The organism is Aquimarina macrocephali JAMB N27 (assembly GCF_000520995.1).
GTDB classification, from domain to species: domain Bacteria; phylum Bacteroidota; class Bacteroidia; order Flavobacteriales; family Flavobacteriaceae; genus Aquimarina; species Aquimarina macrocephali.
Genome location: NZ_JACA01000036.1, coordinates 117,518 through 137,879 on the forward strand (window position 1 = coordinate 117,518; position 20,362 = coordinate 137,879).

General features: G+C 35.0%; 23 protein-coding genes. 5 read left to right on the forward strand and 18 right to left on the reverse strand.

Annotated elements, in window-relative coordinates:
• Positions 1 to 23: 23 nt before the first annotated feature.
• The 3 genes from Z054_RS0119750 to Z054_RS31370 all read right to left on the reverse strand — a co-directional run bounded on the left by Z054_RS0119750 (position 24) and on the right by Z054_RS31370 (position 2,790).
• The gene (locus Z054_RS0119750) at positions 24 to 1,529 is read right to left on the reverse strand and encodes a T9SS type A sorting domain-containing protein (protein ID WP_084050482.1); all 1,506 of its coding nucleotides are present in this window, start codon (positions 1,527 to 1,529) and stop codon (positions 24 to 26) included.
• A gap of 488 nt (positions 1,530 to 2,017) precedes the next feature.
• The gene (locus Z054_RS0119755) at positions 2,018 to 2,434 is read right to left on the reverse strand and encodes a hypothetical protein (protein ID WP_152538619.1); all 417 of its coding nucleotides are present in this window, start codon (positions 2,432 to 2,434) and stop codon (positions 2,018 to 2,020) included.
• A gap of 167 nt (positions 2,435 to 2,601) precedes the next feature.
• On the reverse strand, positions 2,602 to 2,790 hold the full coding sequence (locus tag Z054_RS31370) for a hypothetical protein (RefSeq protein ID WP_152538620.1): 189 nt from the start codon (positions 2,788 to 2,790) through the stop codon (positions 2,602 to 2,604).
• A gap of 156 nt (positions 2,791 to 2,946) precedes the next feature.
• On the opposite strand from Z054_RS31370, the gene Z054_RS0119760 reads away from it, so the two are divergent.
• Complete coding sequence (locus Z054_RS0119760) at positions 2,947 to 3,351, forward strand: helix-turn-helix transcriptional regulator (protein WP_024771771.1); 405 nt, start codon at positions 2,947 to 2,949, stop codon at positions 3,349 to 3,351.
• 17 nt (positions 3,352 to 3,368) lie between these two features.
• Here Z054_RS0119760 and Z054_RS0119765 read toward each other — a convergent pair whose 3' ends face one another.
• From Z054_RS0119765 to Z054_RS31820, 3 genes are read right to left on the reverse strand one after another with little or no spacing between them, the layout of a single operon-like run.
• Positions 3,369 to 3,602, reverse strand: a complete 234-nt coding sequence (locus Z054_RS0119765; protein ID WP_024771772.1) for a hypothetical protein — start codon at positions 3,600 to 3,602, stop codon at positions 3,369 to 3,371.
• Complete coding sequence (locus tag Z054_RS0119770) at positions 3,602 to 4,408, reverse strand: hypothetical protein (RefSeq protein WP_152538621.1); 807 nt, start codon at positions 4,406 to 4,408, stop codon at positions 3,602 to 3,604. The genes Z054_RS0119765 and Z054_RS0119770 overlap by 1 nt, the downstream gene beginning before the upstream one ends.
• Positions 4,377 to 4,550, reverse strand: a complete 174-nt coding sequence (locus tag Z054_RS31820; RefSeq protein WP_161635315.1) for a hypothetical protein — start codon at positions 4,548 to 4,550, stop codon at positions 4,377 to 4,379. The genes Z054_RS0119770 and Z054_RS31820 overlap by 32 nt, the downstream gene beginning before the upstream one ends.
• 492 nt (positions 4,551 to 5,042) lie before the next feature.
• Between Z054_RS31820 and Z054_RS0119780 the strand changes: the two genes are divergently transcribed.
• The gene (locus Z054_RS0119780) at positions 5,043 to 5,273 is read left to right on the forward strand and encodes a hypothetical protein (RefSeq protein WP_024771774.1); all 231 of its coding nucleotides are present in this window, start codon (positions 5,043 to 5,045) and stop codon (positions 5,271 to 5,273) included.
• A gap of 24 nt (positions 5,274 to 5,297) precedes the next feature.
• Here the strand turns inward: Z054_RS0119780 and Z054_RS0119785 are convergent, their stop codons facing one another.
• Positions 5,298 to 5,555 (reverse strand): hypothetical protein, encoded by a 258-nt coding sequence (locus Z054_RS0119785; RefSeq protein WP_024771775.1) that lies wholly within the window; start codon positions 5,553 to 5,555, stop codon positions 5,298 to 5,300.
• A 440-nt stretch (positions 5,556 to 5,995) separates the two neighbouring features.
• Between Z054_RS0119785 and Z054_RS0119790 the strand changes: the two genes are divergently transcribed.
• Positions 5,996 to 6,862: a hypothetical protein gene (locus Z054_RS0119790; protein WP_024771776.1), complete on the forward strand. Its 867-nt coding sequence runs from the start codon at positions 5,996 to 5,998 to the stop codon at positions 6,860 to 6,862.
• Here Z054_RS0119790 and Z054_RS0119795 read toward each other — a convergent pair.
• Positions 6,859 to 7,365, reverse strand: coding sequence for a hypothetical protein (locus Z054_RS0119795; RefSeq protein ID WP_024771777.1), 507 nt, complete (start codon positions 7,363 to 7,365; stop codon positions 6,859 to 6,861). The genes Z054_RS0119790 and Z054_RS0119795 overlap by 4 nt on opposite strands.
• An 89-nt stretch (positions 7,366 to 7,454) precedes the next feature.
• Between Z054_RS0119795 and Z054_RS0119800 the strand changes: the two genes are divergently transcribed.
• A complete protein-coding gene (locus Z054_RS0119800) occupies positions 7,455 to 7,703 on the forward strand; it encodes a helix-turn-helix domain-containing protein (RefSeq protein WP_152538622.1) in 249 nt (82 codons plus the stop codon).
• Positions 7,704 to 7,825: 122 nt separating this feature from the next.
• Here the strand turns inward: Z054_RS0119800 and Z054_RS0119805 are convergent, their stop codons facing one another.
• Positions 7,826 to 8,425 carry a hypothetical protein gene (locus Z054_RS0119805; protein ID WP_024771779.1) on the reverse strand — a complete coding sequence of 200 codons (600 nt, stop codon included), beginning with the start codon at positions 8,423 to 8,425 and terminating at the stop codon, positions 7,826 to 7,828.
• Positions 8,426 to 8,890: 465 nt separating this feature from the next.
• Here Z054_RS0119805 and Z054_RS0119810 point away from each other — a divergent pair, with 465 nt between their 5' ends.
• Complete coding sequence (locus Z054_RS0119810; RefSeq protein WP_152538623.1) at positions 8,891 to 9,868, forward strand: helix-turn-helix domain-containing protein; 978 nt, start codon at positions 8,891 to 8,893, stop codon at positions 9,866 to 9,868.
• Positions 9,869 to 10,461: 593 nt separating this feature from the next.
• Here the strand turns inward: Z054_RS0119810 and Z054_RS0119815 are convergent.
• From Z054_RS0119815 to Z054_RS0119855, 9 genes are all read right to left on the reverse strand, one after another.
• On the reverse strand, positions 10,462 to 10,701 hold the full coding sequence (locus tag Z054_RS0119815) for a hypothetical protein (protein ID WP_024771781.1): 240 nt from the start codon (positions 10,699 to 10,701) through the stop codon (positions 10,462 to 10,464).
• A gap of 2 nt (positions 10,702 to 10,703) precedes the next feature.
• Complete coding sequence (locus Z054_RS0119820; protein WP_024771782.1) at positions 10,704 to 10,976, reverse strand: helix-turn-helix domain-containing protein; 273 nt, start codon at positions 10,974 to 10,976, stop codon at positions 10,704 to 10,706.
• Positions 10,977 to 11,095: 119 nt separating this feature from the next.
• Positions 11,096 to 11,506: a type II toxin-antitoxin system RelE/ParE family toxin gene (locus Z054_RS0119825; RefSeq protein ID WP_024771783.1), complete on the reverse strand. Its 411-nt coding sequence runs from the start codon at positions 11,504 to 11,506 to the stop codon at positions 11,096 to 11,098.
• A 17-nt stretch (positions 11,507 to 11,523) separates the two neighbouring features.
• On the reverse strand, positions 11,524 to 12,867 hold the full coding sequence (locus Z054_RS0119830) for a tyrosine-type recombinase/integrase (protein WP_024771784.1): 1,344 nt from the start codon (positions 12,865 to 12,867) through the stop codon (positions 11,524 to 11,526).
• A gap of 295 nt (positions 12,868 to 13,162) precedes the next feature.
• Positions 13,163 to 16,189 (reverse strand): TrlF family AAA-like ATPase, encoded by a 3,027-nt coding sequence (locus Z054_RS0119835; RefSeq protein ID WP_024771785.1) that lies wholly within the window; start codon positions 16,187 to 16,189, stop codon positions 13,163 to 13,165.
• A 115-nt stretch (positions 16,190 to 16,304) separates the two neighbouring features.
• The gene (locus Z054_RS0119840) at positions 16,305 to 17,213 is read right to left on the reverse strand and encodes a nucleotidyl transferase AbiEii/AbiGii toxin family protein (protein WP_024771786.1); all 909 of its coding nucleotides are present in this window, start codon (positions 17,211 to 17,213) and stop codon (positions 16,305 to 16,307) included.
• Positions 17,194 to 17,976, reverse strand: a complete 783-nt coding sequence (locus Z054_RS0119845; RefSeq protein WP_024771787.1) for a type IV toxin-antitoxin system AbiEi family antitoxin — start codon at positions 17,974 to 17,976, stop codon at positions 17,194 to 17,196. The genes Z054_RS0119840 and Z054_RS0119845 overlap by 20 nt, the downstream gene beginning before the upstream one ends.
• 519 nt (positions 17,977 to 18,495) lie before the next feature.
• A complete protein-coding gene (locus Z054_RS0119850) occupies positions 18,496 to 19,395 on the reverse strand; it encodes a nucleotidyl transferase AbiEii/AbiGii toxin family protein (RefSeq protein ID WP_024771788.1) in 900 nt (299 codons plus the stop codon).
• Positions 19,376 to 20,158 (reverse strand): type IV toxin-antitoxin system AbiEi family antitoxin, encoded by a 783-nt coding sequence (locus Z054_RS0119855; RefSeq protein WP_024771789.1) that lies wholly within the window; start codon positions 20,156 to 20,158, stop codon positions 19,376 to 19,378. Before Z054_RS0119855 ends, Z054_RS0119850 begins: the two co-directional genes overlap by 20 nt.
• Between the last annotated feature and the right edge of the window lie 204 nt (positions 20,159 to 20,362).

The window sequence follows — 20,362 nt, forward strand, 5'->3', positions numbered from 1 at the left end:
TATGTGAATATTTGTAAGTTGGTTTATAGTTTTACAACAGTTTTAGAGTAGGGCATGCCATCTATGATCATCTGTATGACGTATGTACCACTGGGCAGTGCAGTACTATCTACCGTAATGGTTTGTGTACCTCCTGCTATATTCTTCTGACTGGGTACGCTGATTTTTTGTTGACCATAAAAATTGTAGACCCCTATTTTTACTTCGGCTGCCCGGTCTAGCGTATAGGTAATGGTAAACTGATTACCTATCGGGTTGGGTGACACCACTGCAAAATCTTTACGAAGTGTTGGCGGCTCATTAGTTGTTTGAAGATTTCTTAACGAAGTCGATGCTGCTACAGATGGAGAAGAAGCACCTTCATGTACAATCATTCTAATCGGTGCTTTCATTACTTCCCCAAACTCAACAAGTTCTGCACCTTTGTATTTATCGGTATGAAACAGTAATGACTTAACGCCATCTACAGTACTTTCTCCAGCCTGTAACAGATTAATTTTATAAGTCACATTGCTTTTATCGGGATGATCTTTATAAAAGCGTGGTAATGAAAACTGGAGATCATCAAAATAAAAGTTCTTAGAGCGTCTAATTGTTCCAGTACCAGAAACCGTAGCCCCATTTATGGTAAAATCATAAGTAAATGGTTTATCCCCCGATTTGTTATCTACATTAAAAGTAATGGTAATGGGTATTAAGCGTTTAACACCAGTACCGTACCAGTCAAACTCGATCAATTTTCCGGTAAAGGTTTTGTTTAATTTACGGGCATTGGCGGTATAATGCCCTAAAGGTTTAGAACAAGCCGTGAGTTCTTCGGCAGAGATCTGTATCCAATCATTATTTTGTGAGGGTAGATGAGCAAGTAGCGTTTGGCTATTAAAAATATCATTGTCTTTTAATAGTTGTAATGCTCTTTGCTCATCTTTTTCTACTCCGTATCCAAAATAATACATCACGGCAAGCCAATGTTTTGCCATAGGGTGATTACTGGTTTCAAAAAGTTGTTTTGCAGCATCATAGTAGGTAGTTGAAGGAAATGGGGTAGCGGTATTCAACCCTTTCATAAAGATGTATCCTGCACCATATTTACCTAAAGCTGGTTTATATGTGTTTACAGCAGCCCTGTTAAAATAGGTTTGTGCAAGCCCATAATTCTTTCCTTTGCCTATATAATTACCTTCATAATAATTAATGGCATGATCAATTTCAGCAGGACCATATTTGTTACTGGCTGCCATACTCATATAAACAAAGGCCGCATCATGCCCCATCACCGTAGATGGACTATAAAGGTGTAACAATCCCCTAACATAAGAAGACTTAGGGTTACTAAAGAGAGCACATGGCGATATATACTCGATCATTTCATCGATTAGTGCTTTAGGATAATTTTCAAAGTTGGATTTATACTTTAAAATAAGCTCTGCTTTCTGATCGCAGGTTAAAGGTGTCGGTTCTTGTGCATAACTTTGATGCACTGACATTAGGGCAAGGCATAGCAAGCCCCATACAAATGATTTGTTCATTTTAATGAATTTTAAGATGTTAATAAATTATTGGTATTATGCTAATTTGTGTACACGAAAGCTTTACCTATGGATACAAAGATCCACATGGCGGTTAGGAGTTGTACTCCTGTTTCAAACGTTTGATCAAGAAGTCAAAAACACGGCTCTAGGGTCTAGAATGTGAACCATTCATGGCTTCTGTTTTTTTGGGATATTATTGTCTGTGAAGACTGTGCTGTGTTGTTGTCATAAGTTGGATTTTTTAGGTTGTTAAAATTGATATTCTTGATGCAATATTAAAGCATGTGAGTTTCATTTTTCGGAACTCAGATATGTTGATAGTGTTAATGTTATGTGAAAAATCACTAAAGAAAGCATAAATAGGTGTTGGTGGATTTGGGCATGAATAATATCGGAGTACTTTATTTTTATGAATGGGGCTAAAGGAACAAAGCACCCGATATCTCTGGTTGGGGTAATTACGCAAACTCAACTTAAATGTATTTTTATCCATTATTTTTCTTGTTACGACGCTCTCTGCTTCGCCATTTAGCTTTCAAAGATTTTATCAGTCCTCTAAACCACTCTCCTCTCAGTTCTGAAACTCGGTTATGTTCTGCACGGATCTGCTCTTCAAACATCTTATCATTAAGGACTTCGATCACCGTTTTCTGGATCATCACCTTATGATGATCATTTAACTGATTATAATTAGAGTGTTCATGTAAGACGTTGAGCATTTCATTCAAGAGAGCATCATCGCCTTGCGGGGTGGGATGGTGTTTCTTATTAATAAGAACATAGCGTCTTGTGCGATGGATTACATCAATGGCATGATCTGATGATACGTCTTTTTCAAAAAGGCGCATTGCCCATTTATAGATCATCATTTCATAACAGTCTTGATTAGCTACCCGTAACATAAAATCGCCCATATCAATATGGATAGATCGAATGATCGCTGCTAAAAACTGATTACGGTGTTTATTAAACTCTACATTATCGTTCATAGCTTTAAAGGTTTTGGGTGATTAGAACCGTGTTAATTTTTTCATAAGCATTTATTTTAAAGTGGAGCTAAAACAGACAATCAGCATATATTTTTAATATGATTTTCAAGAGCTTCTATTTCTGAATCTCTTAGTTTTGAGCCATATTTAATGAACTTTTGAATTCTTCCTCTTGGAATACCACATTCATTTTCCAATCCGCTTATATTGATTATAGTTTGATTTTTTATAAGCCAATACTCTATTTTCTTTCTACCTTTAGGTCTCAAAATGTTTTGTTTTTAGATACGCTCGTGGAAATTTCCACGCTCGATTTTTATTTCTTAAACATTTTCTTTAATATCTTTGTGAATACAGTCAAATATAATAAAATTATTGCTGATTAATCAGCTGAAATTGTATTTTTTTACACAAATCCCCCCTTTATGAAGGATAAGATTAAAGAAATCATGGATTATTATGGTCTAAATCAGAAAGAGTTTGCTGATCGGATCAATGTATCTCCTCAAACCATAAGCGATGTGTTAAAGGAAAAACGCAATGCAGGAGATAAAATCATACAAGGCATTATAGAAGCCTTTGATGAAATTAATCCTCTATGGTTGATTAAGGATATTGGAGATATCTTGCTTGATAATGAGAAAATGCAAGAAATTAAAACCAAGAGAACCTTTCATGATCTGCATTTCAAAGACATAGAAGAGTTAGTATTATTTTGTGCTAAACATGAAGATGTTTTAATGCAGCATAAAGTGTTTTCTAATATTATTGATAAAAATGCTGCCTTTCGTGTGTTAAAGCTGGTCAAGGGATATGGTGATAATAGCTAACACCCTCCTCCCAATATTTAGCTTATTTTAAAATCCATATGTCTTAAAACAAATACTTGAAATTCGGAGGCTGAACGAAATTTAACACGCGCTTGATCATAGAGATCTTCTTTCAGGCGATCTATTTCTTTTTGTTGTTGTTCCAGGCACTCATCAATATCTTTTTCTATTTCTTTCTTTAAGCTTTTCCCAACAAAGGATAGTCCGACACGATCCTTTTTCAATATTTTCTTTCCTTCAGAGCGCTTCATTACTTTTTTGACAGATTTTGTATTTCTCCTAAATAATCACTCACAAATTGCTTATGATCTTCTTCAGGGAGTTTGTTAATATATTTTTTTCTGACATGTCCTGCGATAAAGTTTAGTAAGCGGTGGTTTTTGAGTTTTAAGTCAATTTGGGATAATTTATAGATGTAGCGCCCTATGATGAAAGAGATTAAACTTGCTGCTATTGCAAAGGCAAATAACAATAAAATATAAAGATATTCGGGTAAATCTGGCTTGGGGTAGAAAACCCAGATCACATAAAAACCTCCAATAATCATAGATGTTAAGCTAAAAACGAGTGTGACTTTACGCCAGAAGAAATCTTCCTCCTTAAAGAAAAGAAGAAGCAAATATAATCCCATAAAAGACGTAACAACGGGAACACCTAAATGCCCTAATAAGATCTTCATGCTTTTAAACCCGTGTACTTTTTGCGCTTTGGCGGCCGCTTTATATTTCTTTTTTAAAACCTCTGACTCTTTTTCTAAGTTTAGAACCAGAGGAATTTGATTGGTAAGTTCACTGTGGAGATATTCTTTTGAAATCATTCCTTGATGATACTCATCTAAACAGATCTTTAAATTATCATCTGCCAGAATCCTTTCATCATCAACTGTGATATATGCATTTTCAGCGGCAATGAGTGCTACACTTTTTTTAGGAAAAAAGACAGCAATAAATGCAATCGTAAATGATCCAGTGATCAGCAGCGTAATCACACTAATTTTAAAAAATTGTGCTCCTTTCTTATGGGTCTTAGTCTCGTGTTCCGACGGTTTCTGCTTCATCTTTATCTATGGCGCTCAACTCGATATTTGATGTTTCAATTGTCTCACCTTCGATTGTTTCATTTTCAATTGTATCTGCTTCACATCCAGTTAATGAGGCTGAAAAAATAACAAGCAAAAGGGAATAAAAAAAAGTTTTCATGTCTTTGGTTTTTAAAGTTATATTCGTAAATATAAAATTTCACCAAAGTCTTTATCTCTATTTTCTGTAACAATTCATCTCATATTCAAGTTTAGCTGATTTAACATTCGTTTAGTGGTAAAATTACTACATAAAATGCAATTTTAATTACGGTTTTTCCGTAGTTTTTTAAGCTTTTGTTGATGAGTAAAATTATAGCTTACGGAAAGCCGTAACATTTCCCTCGTCAGGGAATATTACTATTATCGTGCCGTATCACGTTATAAGTCTTTTGTGTAAATTTCCATGATTGCACCTAAATTGCGGTTCAAATCATATAAATTTAACACTGTGAAAAATGTCAATATCTCACTCCCCACGCACTCTTCAACACTATAAAAACTCATCTGGATCTTCATAAAAAATACAATTATTGCAATTTACAAATTTACGACCATATTCACGCACTGCAATGCGTAAATTATATGCTCCTTTTCTTTAACATTTGACCTTATGGTGAATGAAGTACATAAAGAAAAAATAGAAAGGATTGGCGCAAAACTAAAAGCCCTCAGATTAAAGGCGGGTTATACAAGCTATGAAACCTTTGCAGTTGATCACGGATTTTCAAGACGAAATTATTGGGCTTTGGAAAAAGGAACAAACTTTAAGATAGAATCCCTTCTCCTTCTTTTAGATGTTCATAAACTCACTCTGGCGGAATTCTTTCAAGATTTAGAATGATATTTTATGAAGTAAGATGTTTTATTAAGCTTCTATAATACTAGACAATATCATGCCAACGGCCATTCCTATAACTAAAGATTTTATATGCATATTATGAGGAATTTTAGGAACATAAGTTTTAACAACATGCATAAAAATGGCAATGAAAAAGAACCAAAACGGCGCCCCCCAAATCCCGAAGCCATCTTTTATTTCAAAAACAATATAAAAAAAGACCCAGCCTAAAAACACGCCTATAATTCCAAGATACGTACAAAATATAATGTCTTTAAAACGCATGCCAATATATTAAGCGGATTAATCCTCTGATTGTTCCTTAAATATAATCAATTTTAGTGATCTCTCATGTGTGCGTTCCTAGCCATTATTGACCTGTCTTGATTTTAAGTTTATTTGTTTAAGTAGGTTTGGATGGTTGCTTTTTCTTTCGGTGCGACTAGTGAGTACCAGCTACGTTTTTTTAACGTAAAGAGCTGGGTACGATCTAGCAGAAAGGAAAACTATGTTTAAAGGTTTATATTGCCTTCAAATAAAAATACGGAAAGTGAATATCACTCTCCGTATTAAAATTAGCTAAACTCAGAAGTCATCCGATATTTCGCAGTTTCGGGTGGCTTCGATTTCTATTATATGCCCTATTTATTAATATGATGTCAAGTTTTGTATTTATGGGACTTTTATGTTAGAATACTTAAAATTGAACGTGAAAAAGAAGAACAATGGTTCAGGTTGAAAACATCATAGAAAAAGGCAGTCTAACCGCCCTCTTCCAAGCAAATACGCTATTGGAAGATCTTAATGCGACTCCAGACGTTAACCTTACAACCGAAAAAACCAATGCGCTCAATCTAAAACGTCATAATTTAACTCTTAATGACATGGCAGATAAAGTTGGTTTAATGGAAACTAATTCCACGGCCAAGAGTCAAAAACAGCTCACACCTAAAGATGAGAAGCAAAAACAAAATCTTGTCATGTCGGACTTTCTTATTCGTCTTGAAGCGGCCAGACAATCAGCCCAGGATATGCATAACCTCATTGATATGCGCCTTGAACAAATTAATATTGATCTTAGCGAAGCACAAATTGCACGTGACACTCTACAACAAGAAGCGGATATTGTTTCAGATGCACTAGATAGATTTGAGGCAACAGGTCAGTTTGGCCTTAACGAAGATGGTACGTTTAAAAATGACGTCCTTGAAAGTGCTATTCAAGACTATGAAGCGGAGCATGGTGAAATTGATCGAGATAATACCGCCCTCCTCGACCATATTTTATCTTCCAAACTGGAAGAGTATTCTGAGAAAATTGGTGCGCTTGATAGTAATATTGAACAATTGGAAAAAGATAAAATTCATTACACTCATTTAGATGAAAAACTAAATGAAGCCGAATCTAAAATGAATAGCGATGATCCGAATATGCAACAAGATGGTATGGATGATCTAAGTGCCATTGAGAAGAATTTACAAGAAAGCCTCTCTGTAAACAAAGAGGCTGATATAACTTCGAATGAAGTAGCAGAGCAACATATTCAAGACCTTTCATCAAAAGCAATATTTGTAACCGCTCCTAAATTTTAATCTGTTAAGGGCAAGAAATTTGTTTCATGAACACGGTCATAAAGCTTCATGATTATTTCTTGCAACTGAACTTTTAAGCTGATGTCATTTGGTGGGTTTTCAAAAACAGTCACGAGCTTCCCTCTCTCATACAGAAAAATAACTTCGTCAGATTGTTCATGATATTTTGAATCATTCGTTTTGACCAAGACAAGATTACTCAATCCCCCATATTGAAGACCGCGCATTGTTTTACCAACAGTGATCCAAAAATCTTCTGTGTTTGCACCAGCAACTTCCACAATTACGGGCTTATCTAATCGACCTGCATAAACAATCCATTTATTGCGTTCGTCATGTGTCATTTTGGTTAAGTCATATACTTGTAATGGAATAACGTCATTTGATGATGTTGCTTTTGATTGTGCATAGGTATTTTGCAAACCTATAATAAGTGTTATTACAATCACATAAATAATAAGCGCAAAGCTGCTATATATATCCTTATTTTTTTGAAACCTCATATTTTCTTAATTTTAATTGTGTCGTACAGGACACAAGATACAAAAAATATGCTTAAATGTGTCACGCAAGCCAGTAAATATTTTCATTGTTGCTTTACCTTTTCGTCATGAATGAAGAGGACTATAAAGAACGACTTAAAGCGATTGGTGCGCGTATTCGCCAATTGAGGCTTGAAGCAGGTTTTGAGAACTACAAGAAATTTGCAGATCATTACGATATCGAACAAAAGAGTTATTGGAGATGGGAGAATGGTCAGAATTATAAAACAGAGACTATCCTCCGTATTACCGATATTCATGACATCACGCTTGAAGAGTTTTTTAAGGGGCTAAAGTGATGCGTTTCACATATCTGAGATGATGACTTTTGAAAGCCCCCTCCTCCTGAAAAATCACATAGAATTTTATGGCTTCAAGTTACCCACATTTTCAGTGGATGAAATGGTGGATTGTTTGGGGGTCAATTAATTTGGATAATACCACTTTGTACTAATGCAAAAATTATTGCCCCTACTACACTTATTAATGCCATACCTGCATAAACCTTGCTTGCTTTTGCTAGGTCATTTTTTTCTTTAGCAACAAGCTCTAATTTTTCAGTGGCTATTAATTCCTTGCTTGAAATCGTTTCTTTCAAATCAGATATAGCAGTTTCCCATCCTGTACCTTTTTCCTCTTTTGTATAATGCTCAAGTATCAGTGTAGATTTGTTATGCCCTTCTTGAGCAAGTCTTAAAGAATCTCTTAATGTTCCTACTTCACTTTCAAATTGAGTTTTCTGTTCCTTCAGCATTGTCTTAAGATATATTATTTCTACATCAGCTGCTTCTTTACTGTCAGGTAACGTTTCGTCTTTACTAGCCTTTACGTTAGTTAACGTTGGTTTCTGTTTAGATGTGTTTGTAACCTTTTCATATAAACGTTCAAGCTCGGACACATCAATTTTTCGCTTACCTCTATCGTCTTTTTTGAAGGACAGCTTACCCTTCTTCATATCAGCATAAAGCGTTGGCTTACTAACATTGTAACTTTGTACGGCTTGTGTTGGTGAAATAAACATAGATATGCCTTATAGATCTATAACGTTAAGATTAACGTTATAATACCAAAATAAATACGTCAAATTCAATAAGTTAATTTGGCGTATACAAGCATAATTTAAGACAAAATCTTACGTTAAGATTAACGTTACAATACGTATCTTAACGTTTAGTAACGTAAATCCCCTTACGTTAACCAAGTTTTATTTAATAAATTACAGTGATTTAGTATATTTTTAATTAACGTTAGGATTACGTAAAGTTGTGTAAACACTTAACTTTTGCTAACGTTAAGTTGTTCGATTCTCATTCAGGGATTCGATTTTCATGTAAAACCACTATTTTTAAGGGAGAGCATCCAAGCCCAAAAACCAAGACAAGAAAAAACCGCCCTGCAAGGCGGTTTAAACATCTAGCGATGCGTTTCAAATTGAACACTTGAATAGTATCGCTCCTTAAAGGCTCATGCAAGTCAAAAGTGACTTTTGCAAACACTTTTTTTATGCCTTTTTTCGGGTCATATGGTTCAAGGCGGTGCTAATCGATATATGTATTCAAAAGCACATTGCTTACAAAAATCCATGCCTGGTCGCGGAAGAGGGGAGGGCGCTTCTGCTCCTTTTAATCCTGTACCGCCAAGACCCAAACAAAATAATCTTGCAGGTCATGTGACAGGTCAGCGTCAAGAATGGGTGCATCCACAAACACCAATTCCAATGCACCGACTTGGTAAAATGTTGGATCGTATCAGAACACTAGAATCCATCATTGGTGATAAACCTGATGATTGGGTCAAACCAAATTACGGTCATATGGATTATGCTATTGCGCATAAAATGGGCTGGATCTCAGATGAGGAGGAGGCGTATGATAAAGCTGCTTATGAGCAAAAACGAAAACGCTCTTTGCAAACATGTCATCGCTATAGTTTAGAAACTTTATGCCTGCCTGATAATTTAGCGGAGACAACAGGGGATCGATATACCCCCCAAACCTCAGCTGCAATTTTAAATGATAACCGCCTGACCGATGGCGCAAAAATTCTGGCTCTTAAACTCATGGAACAAACCTATCGTGAGAATAGGGAAGGGCGATGGTTACAAATTACCGTACCCTATCTCATGAAAGCATTAGGCAGATGCCGACGCACAATTCAAAATTATTTACGCCTGTTAGAGCATTACGGTTATATCAAAACCGATGTGATTAAGGCGAATATTTCTAAAATGTGTGTTGGTCTTGCGATCTGGTTACAAGAGCCATTATTCCCAAAACACCACAAAGAAAAATGGCCACAAAGCGCAACAAATTCAGGGGCGCAAAAGACTTCATACAATAACCCTATATCATTATTATTAAATACAATCCCCATTAACCTGTGGGCAGAAGAATGCATGAAAGGGATTTATCGTAGTTTTAAACGCAATAATGAACCTCTCATTTACGATAAAATTCATATCTAAGATCATTTAAGAAACAGATTTGATAATTTTCACCCTTCATGCAAATGGAGGTATCGAGACATGGCTATTCAATAGGTGAGGGAAGGGAAGATCTGTAATTCCAATTTAAAGCCTTGTGAGTGGGGTGAATTATATTAAAGCCATAATGTGATAGCTCAGAGATCAAACATCATCACAGGAGCTTAATTTCTCAAAGGAGGGGATTTGAAACCTCCATTTAAAATGCAAAATCTACACCTCTAAAACAAAAATCATCTAAAAACTGGATGCTAATTTCACCACTTTTGAATCTCTAAATTACCGCTTATTTTATCCCTGTATTTTCGAGTCGGGCGTTATCGTATTGAAGATATTTTCAGCACACATAATGCGCCCAATCCTATTTTTTCTATTCGCTTATCTTCGGATGCGCGGAAAAAATAAGATCAGATCCAGCGCAAGGTTGTTTCAGGTAGGAAATGGGGCTGAACCCATTAATGAAACATTCCGTCCAGAAAATATGAGCTTTTCTTAAAGTAATATCTTAGATTCACTAACTCTTGTAATGTGCTGTAATAAATAAATAAATTACTTCCGATTCAAGGCGTATTGTTTTAACGCTCCATATCCATGCCCTGATCTTTGGATGGCGGCGATACATCTTTGCCCTGAGATATTTCAATCTCATATTCCTTCGCACCGCTTTCAAAACCATGCCAATATTCATTGGGTTCGTTTTCGGCCGTCAGCATTTTTTCTGCCAATTCTGGATTAGAAGATTGAATATAATATCCTTGATTAAAGCCCTTTAAGAAGAGGGGGGATATGTTCTGATTTTGCTCTTGCTGCTCCATGATTAAAAGGTGTCTTTTGCGTGTTTCTCCAAATACTGATTTATACTTTCTCGATCATATAAAATGATCTTTTTTCTCGGTTGAGAAAATCTAATATCGCCACCATCTCTTAAAACGGCGAGGGTGGTTTTAGATGAAATTCGGAGCATGCGCATCGCTTCTGTATCATCAATCCATTTGTCTAATATATGACCTTGCGTATCTTTTTTAATACGCTCAACGACTGTCTCAACCAGTTCGTAAAATGCTTCGCTTTGCAGACAAATAACTTCCATTGGATAAAGTTAGAAATTATTATTTTGATACCCAATAGGGGATTTTAATTTTATCGCATCATATGAAATCATATTAAACCAAGGTGAAATTAAATAAGATTTTGTTGGAAATTTTGATGTTAAAAATCACCAGCTATGATGATCCGCACAATGATAATTCCGCCATTTTCAATTGGCATATAAAAAAGCATGCAGTTATGAAGAAGCTTGCCTATATCCAGCACCCGAATATTTTTGCCATATCTCCTATCTTCTTCTCCATGTTCAGAAGAGGTCGCCATTCCTAGAAAAAATCTATGCAACCCTTTTTCCCTAGATGCGGCTTTTGCTAGACCGTTCATCCTATAATATATTCCTAAGTGCTTCTGAAAATCTTTATATGCTAATTTGGTATAAACATATGCTGTTTCTTTATGCTCATGTAATCCACTTTCTAAACCGTCATCAATGTCTTTTCTCGTTTCTTTAATCAGCCAGGCAATCATTTCACGTTCTTCTTGTTCTTCTCGTCTTTCTTTTTCGGTGCTCATATCAGGCTTTTTTATTGTTAAAAATTAATCACATCATCCAAAGCATCATCAACCTCTTCATGAATGAAATTTGCTTGGTAGCCTATTGTTGTTGTGAGATGACTATGACGATAAAGTTTTTGAAGTTTTCTAGGGTGTATTTTATCTCCTGCAATATTTCCAAATGTATGACGCGCAATGTGGTTTGATAGATTTTTCTCTATCTCGCATTGCCCTGCAATTTGTTTGAGATATTTATTGAGAAGTGTTGTTGCGTTGCGGGTTTTTACGAATATATCTCTTGGACTTTTTTGATCTGCTTTTTTGAGATAGGGGAAAACATAATCCTTTTTGTTTTGTCTATCGCCTCGATAGCATTCGATTATCTCTTTTGCCTTGTCAGGTATTTTAAGGCTGACAGGTTTTTCATTTTTGTTCATCACATAGAGCAAACGATCATCTTTAAAGTCAGACCATTTCATTTCTAACACGTCAGATATTCTGATTCCTGCAAAGTAGAATGCAAACAACCAAATATTGCGTGTATGCCATATTGTTGTTTCAGGCTCTAATTTTAAGTTTTCAATGCGTGTGACTTCTTCTTTTGTTAGTCCGATCTTATGACCATGCCCAACTTTGATTTTTTCTTTCTCACCCGCAAATGGGTAGTGTTTTGCTTCAACCACAAATTCTTTAATGGCAGAATTATACATCGTGCGAATGAAGATCAATTGGTTTGTAATGGTGCGTGTTTTTTGATCCAAATATGCAGAGCAGAATATTTTGAACCGTTTCAAAAACGGTTCGTCTATATCTTCAAAATAGAGTGATTTATCTTTTGAAAATTGGGATTTTATTTCCTCAAGAAAGTTGTATCCGGCTTTTCTTGATTTCCCGATCCGTTCTTTTCTGCGCTGCATAATTTCATCGATGACATCTTGCTTATCTTTAGATTTATTATGATTTAGAAACTCTCTTATATTGTGCAATATTGAATATTCGGATTTTGCGACGGAATATGTTCCTGCTTCATATTTTGACTGTACACGCATTAAGCCAAACTGGAAAAATGAGACATTGCCCGTTTTGCCTTTAACCTTTTTTTGAATAGCTTTACTGGTGTTATTCTTTTTATTCGTTTCAGCTTCTAAAGCGATATCATCTGCTTCACTTAGCTTTTTCTTTAGAAAATTATTAAGACGTCTTGAATTCGCATGTGACTTTCTGACCTTGCTTAAAGTCGCATCCCATTCTTTCTCAAGAATGTATTTTCCTGTAAAAACATAACGTGTTTTGCGATTTTGAGTGATCCGAATTGCTAGTGGAAATGTTCCATCTTTTTTTTGATCATGCTTCCAAAGTATTATCTTTACTGATGCCATAGCCTTTGTATTGATTATACAAAGATACAAAAATCTAAATAATTTACCTAAAACATACCTAAAACATTTGCGCTATTTGCATGTTTCAATCTGTGATGACGTGATTTGTAAAACACTGATAATCAGTAATGATAAATCATATCGCATCATATCAAATCAAATACTAGCAGGCTCATAACCCGAAGGTCACAGGTTCGAGTCCTGTTCCCGCTACTAGTAATGACAAGGGTTTCAAGAAATTGAAGCCCTTTTTTTATGCAGTGGGTAAAACATAGGTAAAACAATAAAGAGGGGTTTAACTAACCTTAATTCTTAATCTACGAGCTCTTTCTTCAAAGGCTTCTTTTCCACCTTCAAGAATAGCGCACACTGATTTTCGGATTTCGGGATTTTCTAAGCCTCCACTTATATATTCAATGTCAGGTAATGATTTTCGTTTATGTGCTCCACGGGATGCAACAATTACCTGATCGGCATCTGTATTTACAACTAAATTAGCATTGTGAGTTACAATGATTACTTGCCTTCTAGATTTAGCTTCTTTAAATCTACCAACCAGCTCATGAAATATAGATTCAGGATCTAAATTTTCTTCGGGTTGATCAATTATAAGCGGTCTTCGGTCATCAATATCAATAGAAAGGTAAAGAAGTAACAATACAATTCCACGTGTTCCAGGAGATAATTGTTTGATGTCTACTCCTTCATATTCCAATCCGTAGTTCACACTTATATGATCTATGCTATAGAGCCAAGAAGAAACTTGAGCATACCAATGTTTCTGTGATTCTCTGTTTTTTCTTGCATCTTCGTGTGCATGATCCCTGAAGCTTTGACCATATTTTGCCCTGAATGAGGACATAGCTTTTGCAATTTCATTAGCTTTTCCATTTTTCCATGTATTCTCAAGTTCGGTTTCAATTATTTCTGTTAGTTTTCCAACACCTCTAAAAGCCCCAGTTCTGGATTTATCTATAAGACGCTCCCCCGCTAGAGACCAAGCTTCAAGATCAACATTTCTATTAACCGAAAAGGTGAGTTTATTAAGTGTACCTTTTTGCTCATCTAAACGATCCTGCAAGGGCTTATAAAGTTTCTTTAGAAGTTTTGCTTCTTTTTCTATTTCACCTACTAGATTTTTATAGGCTTGTTCTCTTTGTTCTAATAATTCTTTGATTTTTGCTGGGGCTGTTTCGGATTTTGTGATTTCCTTATCTCTCAGTTTTAATGCAGCTTCAGCTCGTGTTATACGCTTTGAAAGATCAATATAATTTTTGCGCTTTGCTTTATCTACTCCAATTAGTGCCTCAAGACGACGCTGTTCTTTCGTTAAAAGTGTATAGGTTAACTCTGCCAAAATTGCATTTTCATCAAAGTATGGAGGAGCTTTTGTTAGGTTTTCTAAAATCTCTTCTTTTTCCTCTTTATTTGGCCCTTTTAATTTTTTGATCTCTTTATCAACTTTTTTAATCTGCTCATCTAATAAGGCATCTACATCACCTTCATAGGTAAGTGAAAATTTTTTCCATTGATCTTCAGTCAAAACAACTTCTTCATATTCCTGTTTCAGCTGTTCCAGTTGCATACTGGAACCTGTTTCGAGGAATTGTTCAGCTTCCTCTTTCAGTGAATTAAGCTTTAGTTGTTGCTTCTCAAGTGTTGTAATGGATAGTGACTTATTTTCAGCTTCTGTTCGAATATCTTCTAATCTTTTAAGTATTTCTTTATCGTCCGTAGGAGTAAGTTTTTTTCTGTCTTTTTTAAGACGAACTATTGCAGTATTTTCAATAGTTCGTTTCTTTTTTAAGTCTTCAAGACTTCTCTGTAAGTCGTTTTGGATTGACAGTTCGCTTCCAATATCTTTTAGAGTTTCTTGATGAGTATTCTTATTCCGATATACGGCTTCTGTTTTTATATCCCTTAGCTCCTTAAAAGATCGCGCACCTAGACGATTTTCTGGAGCATGGGCTTCATAAATTACTCGTTCTATAGCCTCAATTAATTCGTCGGCGAGTCCATCTGAAGAGCATAGTTGATCAACAAATTGTTGAGACAAGTATCTGACTCTTGGGTCTTCTCTTTCTTCTGTTAATAAATCTACGTTAACTGTAGATTCTGTAGATTCCTCATTTCCCCAAACCAATTTACTGGTCGTATTAGTTAAATAATCTTTTGCACGTTCAAGGAATGAACGTTTTGTATGCTTATTATCAACGCTATCAGCACCGGCTGCAATCATTTCAACGAGTGCTGTCTTTCCTGATCCTCTTGCGCCTATTATTGCTACTAACCCTGAATTAATAGGTATATTGGGTGTTTTTAACCAATTAGCATTTTTAACGTTAATTTCTGCTATTATATCGGAGGGTAAACCTCCAATTGGTTTTTCTTTACCGATATAAACTCTTCCATTCGGTTCAAAACAAATTTGGCGTAATGTTTCAAAAGTAATATCGCCCTTAATCCAACAATAGCGATCTTCATCAGGTTCGCCAACAGTTGCTAAATCATGTGCATCACTTCCATGTAAACATGGTTTAAGGCTTCCATATTTTTGCTTAAGGGTATCACTAGTATCTGCTCCCTTCCCTGACCAATAAGTCTTATCTCCCGGACGACCAGAGAATATAATATGAGACATTCTTTGAAGTTCTTCGCGAACTGCTTTTAATCCGCTTTCTTGAATTTGCCCCAAACCATCACCTTGACCAGCGGCTGTTGCGACCATAATATTTTCTCTTGCCCATTTATGTGCCTTAAACGCTTCCCTAAGTATCTCAGGAGAAATTTTAGTTTGTTCAACACCTAGTTTAAGAGCTTGAGTGTCATTAGCAACTTCTGGATTAAATGCTCTTCCTAAACGAATTAATTCGTCATTGGTGCATCCATATTTTTCACCATCAAATTCAAATTTAAGATCACGAAGAAATCTTTTTGTTTTTTCAATATGATCAGCATCATCTGGACAAACAAGGAGATGTACATTTATTGGAGAACCCTTTTCTGCATTAACGGGATATCTAAGTTCGATATTAGGAAATATCAATTCCACATTTGGAAGTTTTCCTTCTTTGTGCAAAACCAATAATTTCTCATAACTATCAAGCACGCAATAATCAGTAATACCAATTGCTCTAATTGGTGGGGATGCATTTTTTATTTTCTCTAAATATTGCTGAATAACATTATCACCACTAAACTTATCTGCTTTTATCGTACCCGGCATATGAATATGTGGCTCCCATCTGTGCCAAACAGATCCTTTTGGGCTAACTATTTCATTTGTAATTAAATTGTTGGTTTTATCAGAATCGTCAATCATAAGTTTAGATTAGAGAAGGTTTACTTCATAGTATAGGGTAAATTTAGACAAAATTATTGGGCTCAAATTACGGATATCCCTAGTTAAACCTACAAATTACAATCTATGAATTTTCCTAAAACAATAAACTCAGTTTATCTTTTAACTGCTTAACAAGCAGTATGTGTTTTTCAGGATTTTTCTTTCTTAATCCTTGTAAATTTTGAAGTTTCCATTGCACAGAAGGAAACTTTTCAAAATTATAAATGCTCCAATCTGGTTCTGTGCTTTTAAAACTTAAAAGAAATTGTTTGTCTTTTTCGTTCAAGCTATTTTGTATTGCCTCAATGAGACTTTCCCTTGTTGCTTCAAAATCTTCATAAGTAAAACTTTCATCACTCATACCGTCAAACTGATTTTCCATTGCCTTTCTTTGATCAAGACGATTAGGAGTTAGAAGATCGGAAATTTTTCGGTTACTGCATAATAAGTAAAATAAAAATCCTGTTTTTATCTCTTCGGTAAAGCCTTCATTTTTTAATAAGTATTTTATATCAAATAAATCTCTTGGGTGCTGACGATCTAACGCAGCACAAATTTTACCGCCATAAAGTTGAGCCAAACTAACTGTTTGTATAGCACAAAACACATCAAATTCTTTTTGAGCATCATCACAGAGTTCCAGAGTTTGAGATTCTTCTAGTAATCCACGATTGGTTTGATTAACCTCTAATTTAATTTGTGCACCCTTAAAAGAAATTTGTAATTTAGAAATATCTTGTTTGTGCTCAACTGTTGCTTCAGGAATCACACTTTCAATACTACTTTTAATACGCTCTAGAGCATCAGCTATATTTTTTAAAGTAATTGCTCTATCTTCAATAGGGACATATGTTAGATCAATATCTACTGAAAGACGTGGCATGTTTCGAACAAAAAGATTGATTGCTGTCCCTCCATGCAAAGCAAAACATTCCTCCTTAGCGACTTCAGGAATAACGTTCAATAATAATGAGACTTGGTTTTTATAGGTTTGTTTTTTCACTTTCTTCCAGTTCTTTTGGTACAGTTATTTGATATTTGGGAACATAAACACCGTTTTTTACAACACTGCGTTTACCAGTACCTAAATTTATTTTGTCTAAATTTAGATATTGAACCCATTGGTGTCCTGCCTTATCTGCTAGATACAAGAATAATCGTTTCACTTTTATAGAACTACATTCTTCTAAAAGTGTTTGGACGACCTTAGGTCTTAAATTGTTTAAGCCTTCCATTATTTGATAGCATTCAAGGAGTTCCTGTTTTTTAGGGACAAGGTATAGGCATTCTAATATTGCTCTGGCAGCTCCAGATATTTGCATGGAAAATGTTTTAAATTCTAAGTCTATCAAACCTGTTTCCGCTGAAAGAAATGAAGATGAATGATAATCAGTTTTTATATTCCAATGATGTTTTATAAACCAAGTTGGCAACTTTTCATCTTTATAACCAAAGAGTATAACCTTGGTTCCAGATAAATCGAGATAATGAGATTTTCCAAGATAGGAAAGGGCAGTTTTCCCTCCTATATGTATACTAAGATTAGCCTGTTTCTGTAATGCATAGATTGCGCCTTCAAAACTGACCTGATCATTATGGCGTATCATTGCCCCCGTACCTATGGATTTTAACCATTTGTTTTTTCGATAAACCTTTAGCAAATCTAGGCTGTACCCATTATTGGATAACCACGAAGCGAGGAACACTGTACCTTGGGGCTGTGAATTAAGTAGTTGGTTTATTTTTGTCCTATTATCGGTATTCATAATACCAATATATAATAATTTTTAAACTATTTCTACAAAATGGTTTGTTTTTATTCTGATTTAGGTACTATGAATACCCAAATCACAAAAAATATAAACTATAGCTTTCTGTCAATTATTATCACCAACTAACATTTTATCAAAATACGGTAAAACATAGGTAAAACATAGGTAAAACATTTTGGTTTTTGTTCAGTTATTCATGAATATTAATTTTTACATTTGTCCTTTATAAGGATAAAAATAAAATTATCATCGGGTTATATGACCCGATGGTCAATGTGTTGATATTTAAAGAATTGCAAACTTTTTAAATGCTATTTTTACTAGTGTTTTGGAGTTTTTTTACTTAATTAAAGTCAACTAAAAACAAGCGAAAAGAATACTTTTTTATAGTTAATAGGACTCATAACCCGAAGGTCACAGGTTCGAGTCCTGTTCCCGCTACTAGCAAGGACAAGGGTTTCAAAAAATTGAAGCCCTTTTTTTATGGAGTGGGTAAAACATAGGTAAAACAAATCACCCTAATTTATCTTTCAATTGCTTAAAAAGCTCTGAGTGTTTTTCTAAGTTTTGTTCTTTTAATTTTTTTAGATTTTGCAATTTCCACTGCACAGAAGGAAACTTTTCAAAGTTATAGATGCTCCAATCTGGTTCTGTGCTTTTAAAACTTAAGAGAAATTCTTTATCTTTATCATCTAAGCTATTTCGTATTGCCTTAATGAGTTCTTCTCTTGTTGTTTCAAAATCTTCATAGGTAAAGTGTTCAGCACTCATACCATCAAATTGATTTTCCATCGCTTGTTTTTGGTCAAGACGATTAGGAGCGAGAAGATCAGATATTTTTCGATTGCTACATAACAGGCAGAATAAAAATCCCTGTTTTATGTCTTTGGTAAAGCCTTCATTTTTTAATAAGTATTTTATATCAAATAAATCCCTTGGATGTTGACGGTCTAAAGCGGCGCAAATTTTTCCGCCATAAAGCTGGGCTATGCTAACTGTTTCGATCGCGCAGAATGCATCGAATTCTTCTTGGGCATAATCACAAAGCTCTAAAGTTTGAGGGTCTTCTAATAGCCCACGATTGGTTTGATTAACCTCGATTTTGATTTGCGTGCCTTGAGCGGAAACTTGCAGTTTAGAAATTTCTTTTTGGTGCTCAATCGTTGCTTCTGGAATAGCAGTTTCAATATTGCTTTTAATGCGCTCTAAGGCTTCAGCTATGTTTTTAAAAGTGGTTTCTCTATCTTCAATAGGTATATATGTCAGATCAATATCTACAGAAAGGCGCGGCATATTACGAACAAAGAGATTAATAGCTGTTCCTCCATGCAAGGCAAAACAATGCTCTTTAGCCACCTCTGGAATAACATTCAACAATAAGGCAACTTGATTTTTATAGGTTTGTTTCTTCACAATCTTCCAGTTCTTTAGGTACGGTTATTTGATATTTATGGATATATACACCGTTTTTTACGATGCTGCGTTTGCCAGTTCCTAAATCTATATTATCTAAATTTAGATACTGAACCCATTGATGTCCTGCCTTATTTGCGAGATATAAGAATAATCGTTTCACTTTTATAGAACGGCATTCTTCTAAAAGTGTTTGGACGATTTTGGGACGTAGATTATTTAAACCTTCCATTATTTGATAGCACTCAAGGAGCTGCTGTTTTTTGGGAACAAGATACAGACATTCCAACATTGCTCTGGCAGCTCCAGATATTTGCATTGAAAACGTTTTGAATTCTAAATCAACCAACCCTGTTTCCGCTGGAAGAAATGAAGATGAGTGATACTCAGTCTTTACATCCCACTGATGTTTTAAAAACCAAGCTGGTAATTTTTCGTCTTTATAGCCAAAGAGCATAACCCTAGTTCCAGATAAATCGAGGTAATGAGATTTTCCAAGATAGGACAGGGCGGTTTTTCCGCCTATATGGACCGTTAGATTTGCCTGTTTCTGTAATGCGTAGATTGCACCTTCATAGTTAACCTGATCATTGTGACGTATCATTGCTCCAGTACCGATGGATTTTAACCATTTGTTTTTTCGATAAATCTTTAGCAGATCGAGGCTGTATCCGTGATTAGATAACCATGACGCAAGAAACACTGTACCTTGGGGGTGTGAATCAAGTAGCTGGTTTATTTTTGTTCGATTATCGGTATTCATTATACCAATATATAATAAATTTTAAACTATTTCAATGATATGGTTTATTTTTATAGAAATACAGGTATATATAATACCTAAATTATGAATAATATAAACTTTAGTGCTCTGCTTAATATCAAATATTAAGTCTTATTCGATATTCCCATTTCTGACACTTAGGTTTTTTCTGGATGATTTCACATTCTCCGATTTCGTTTTTAA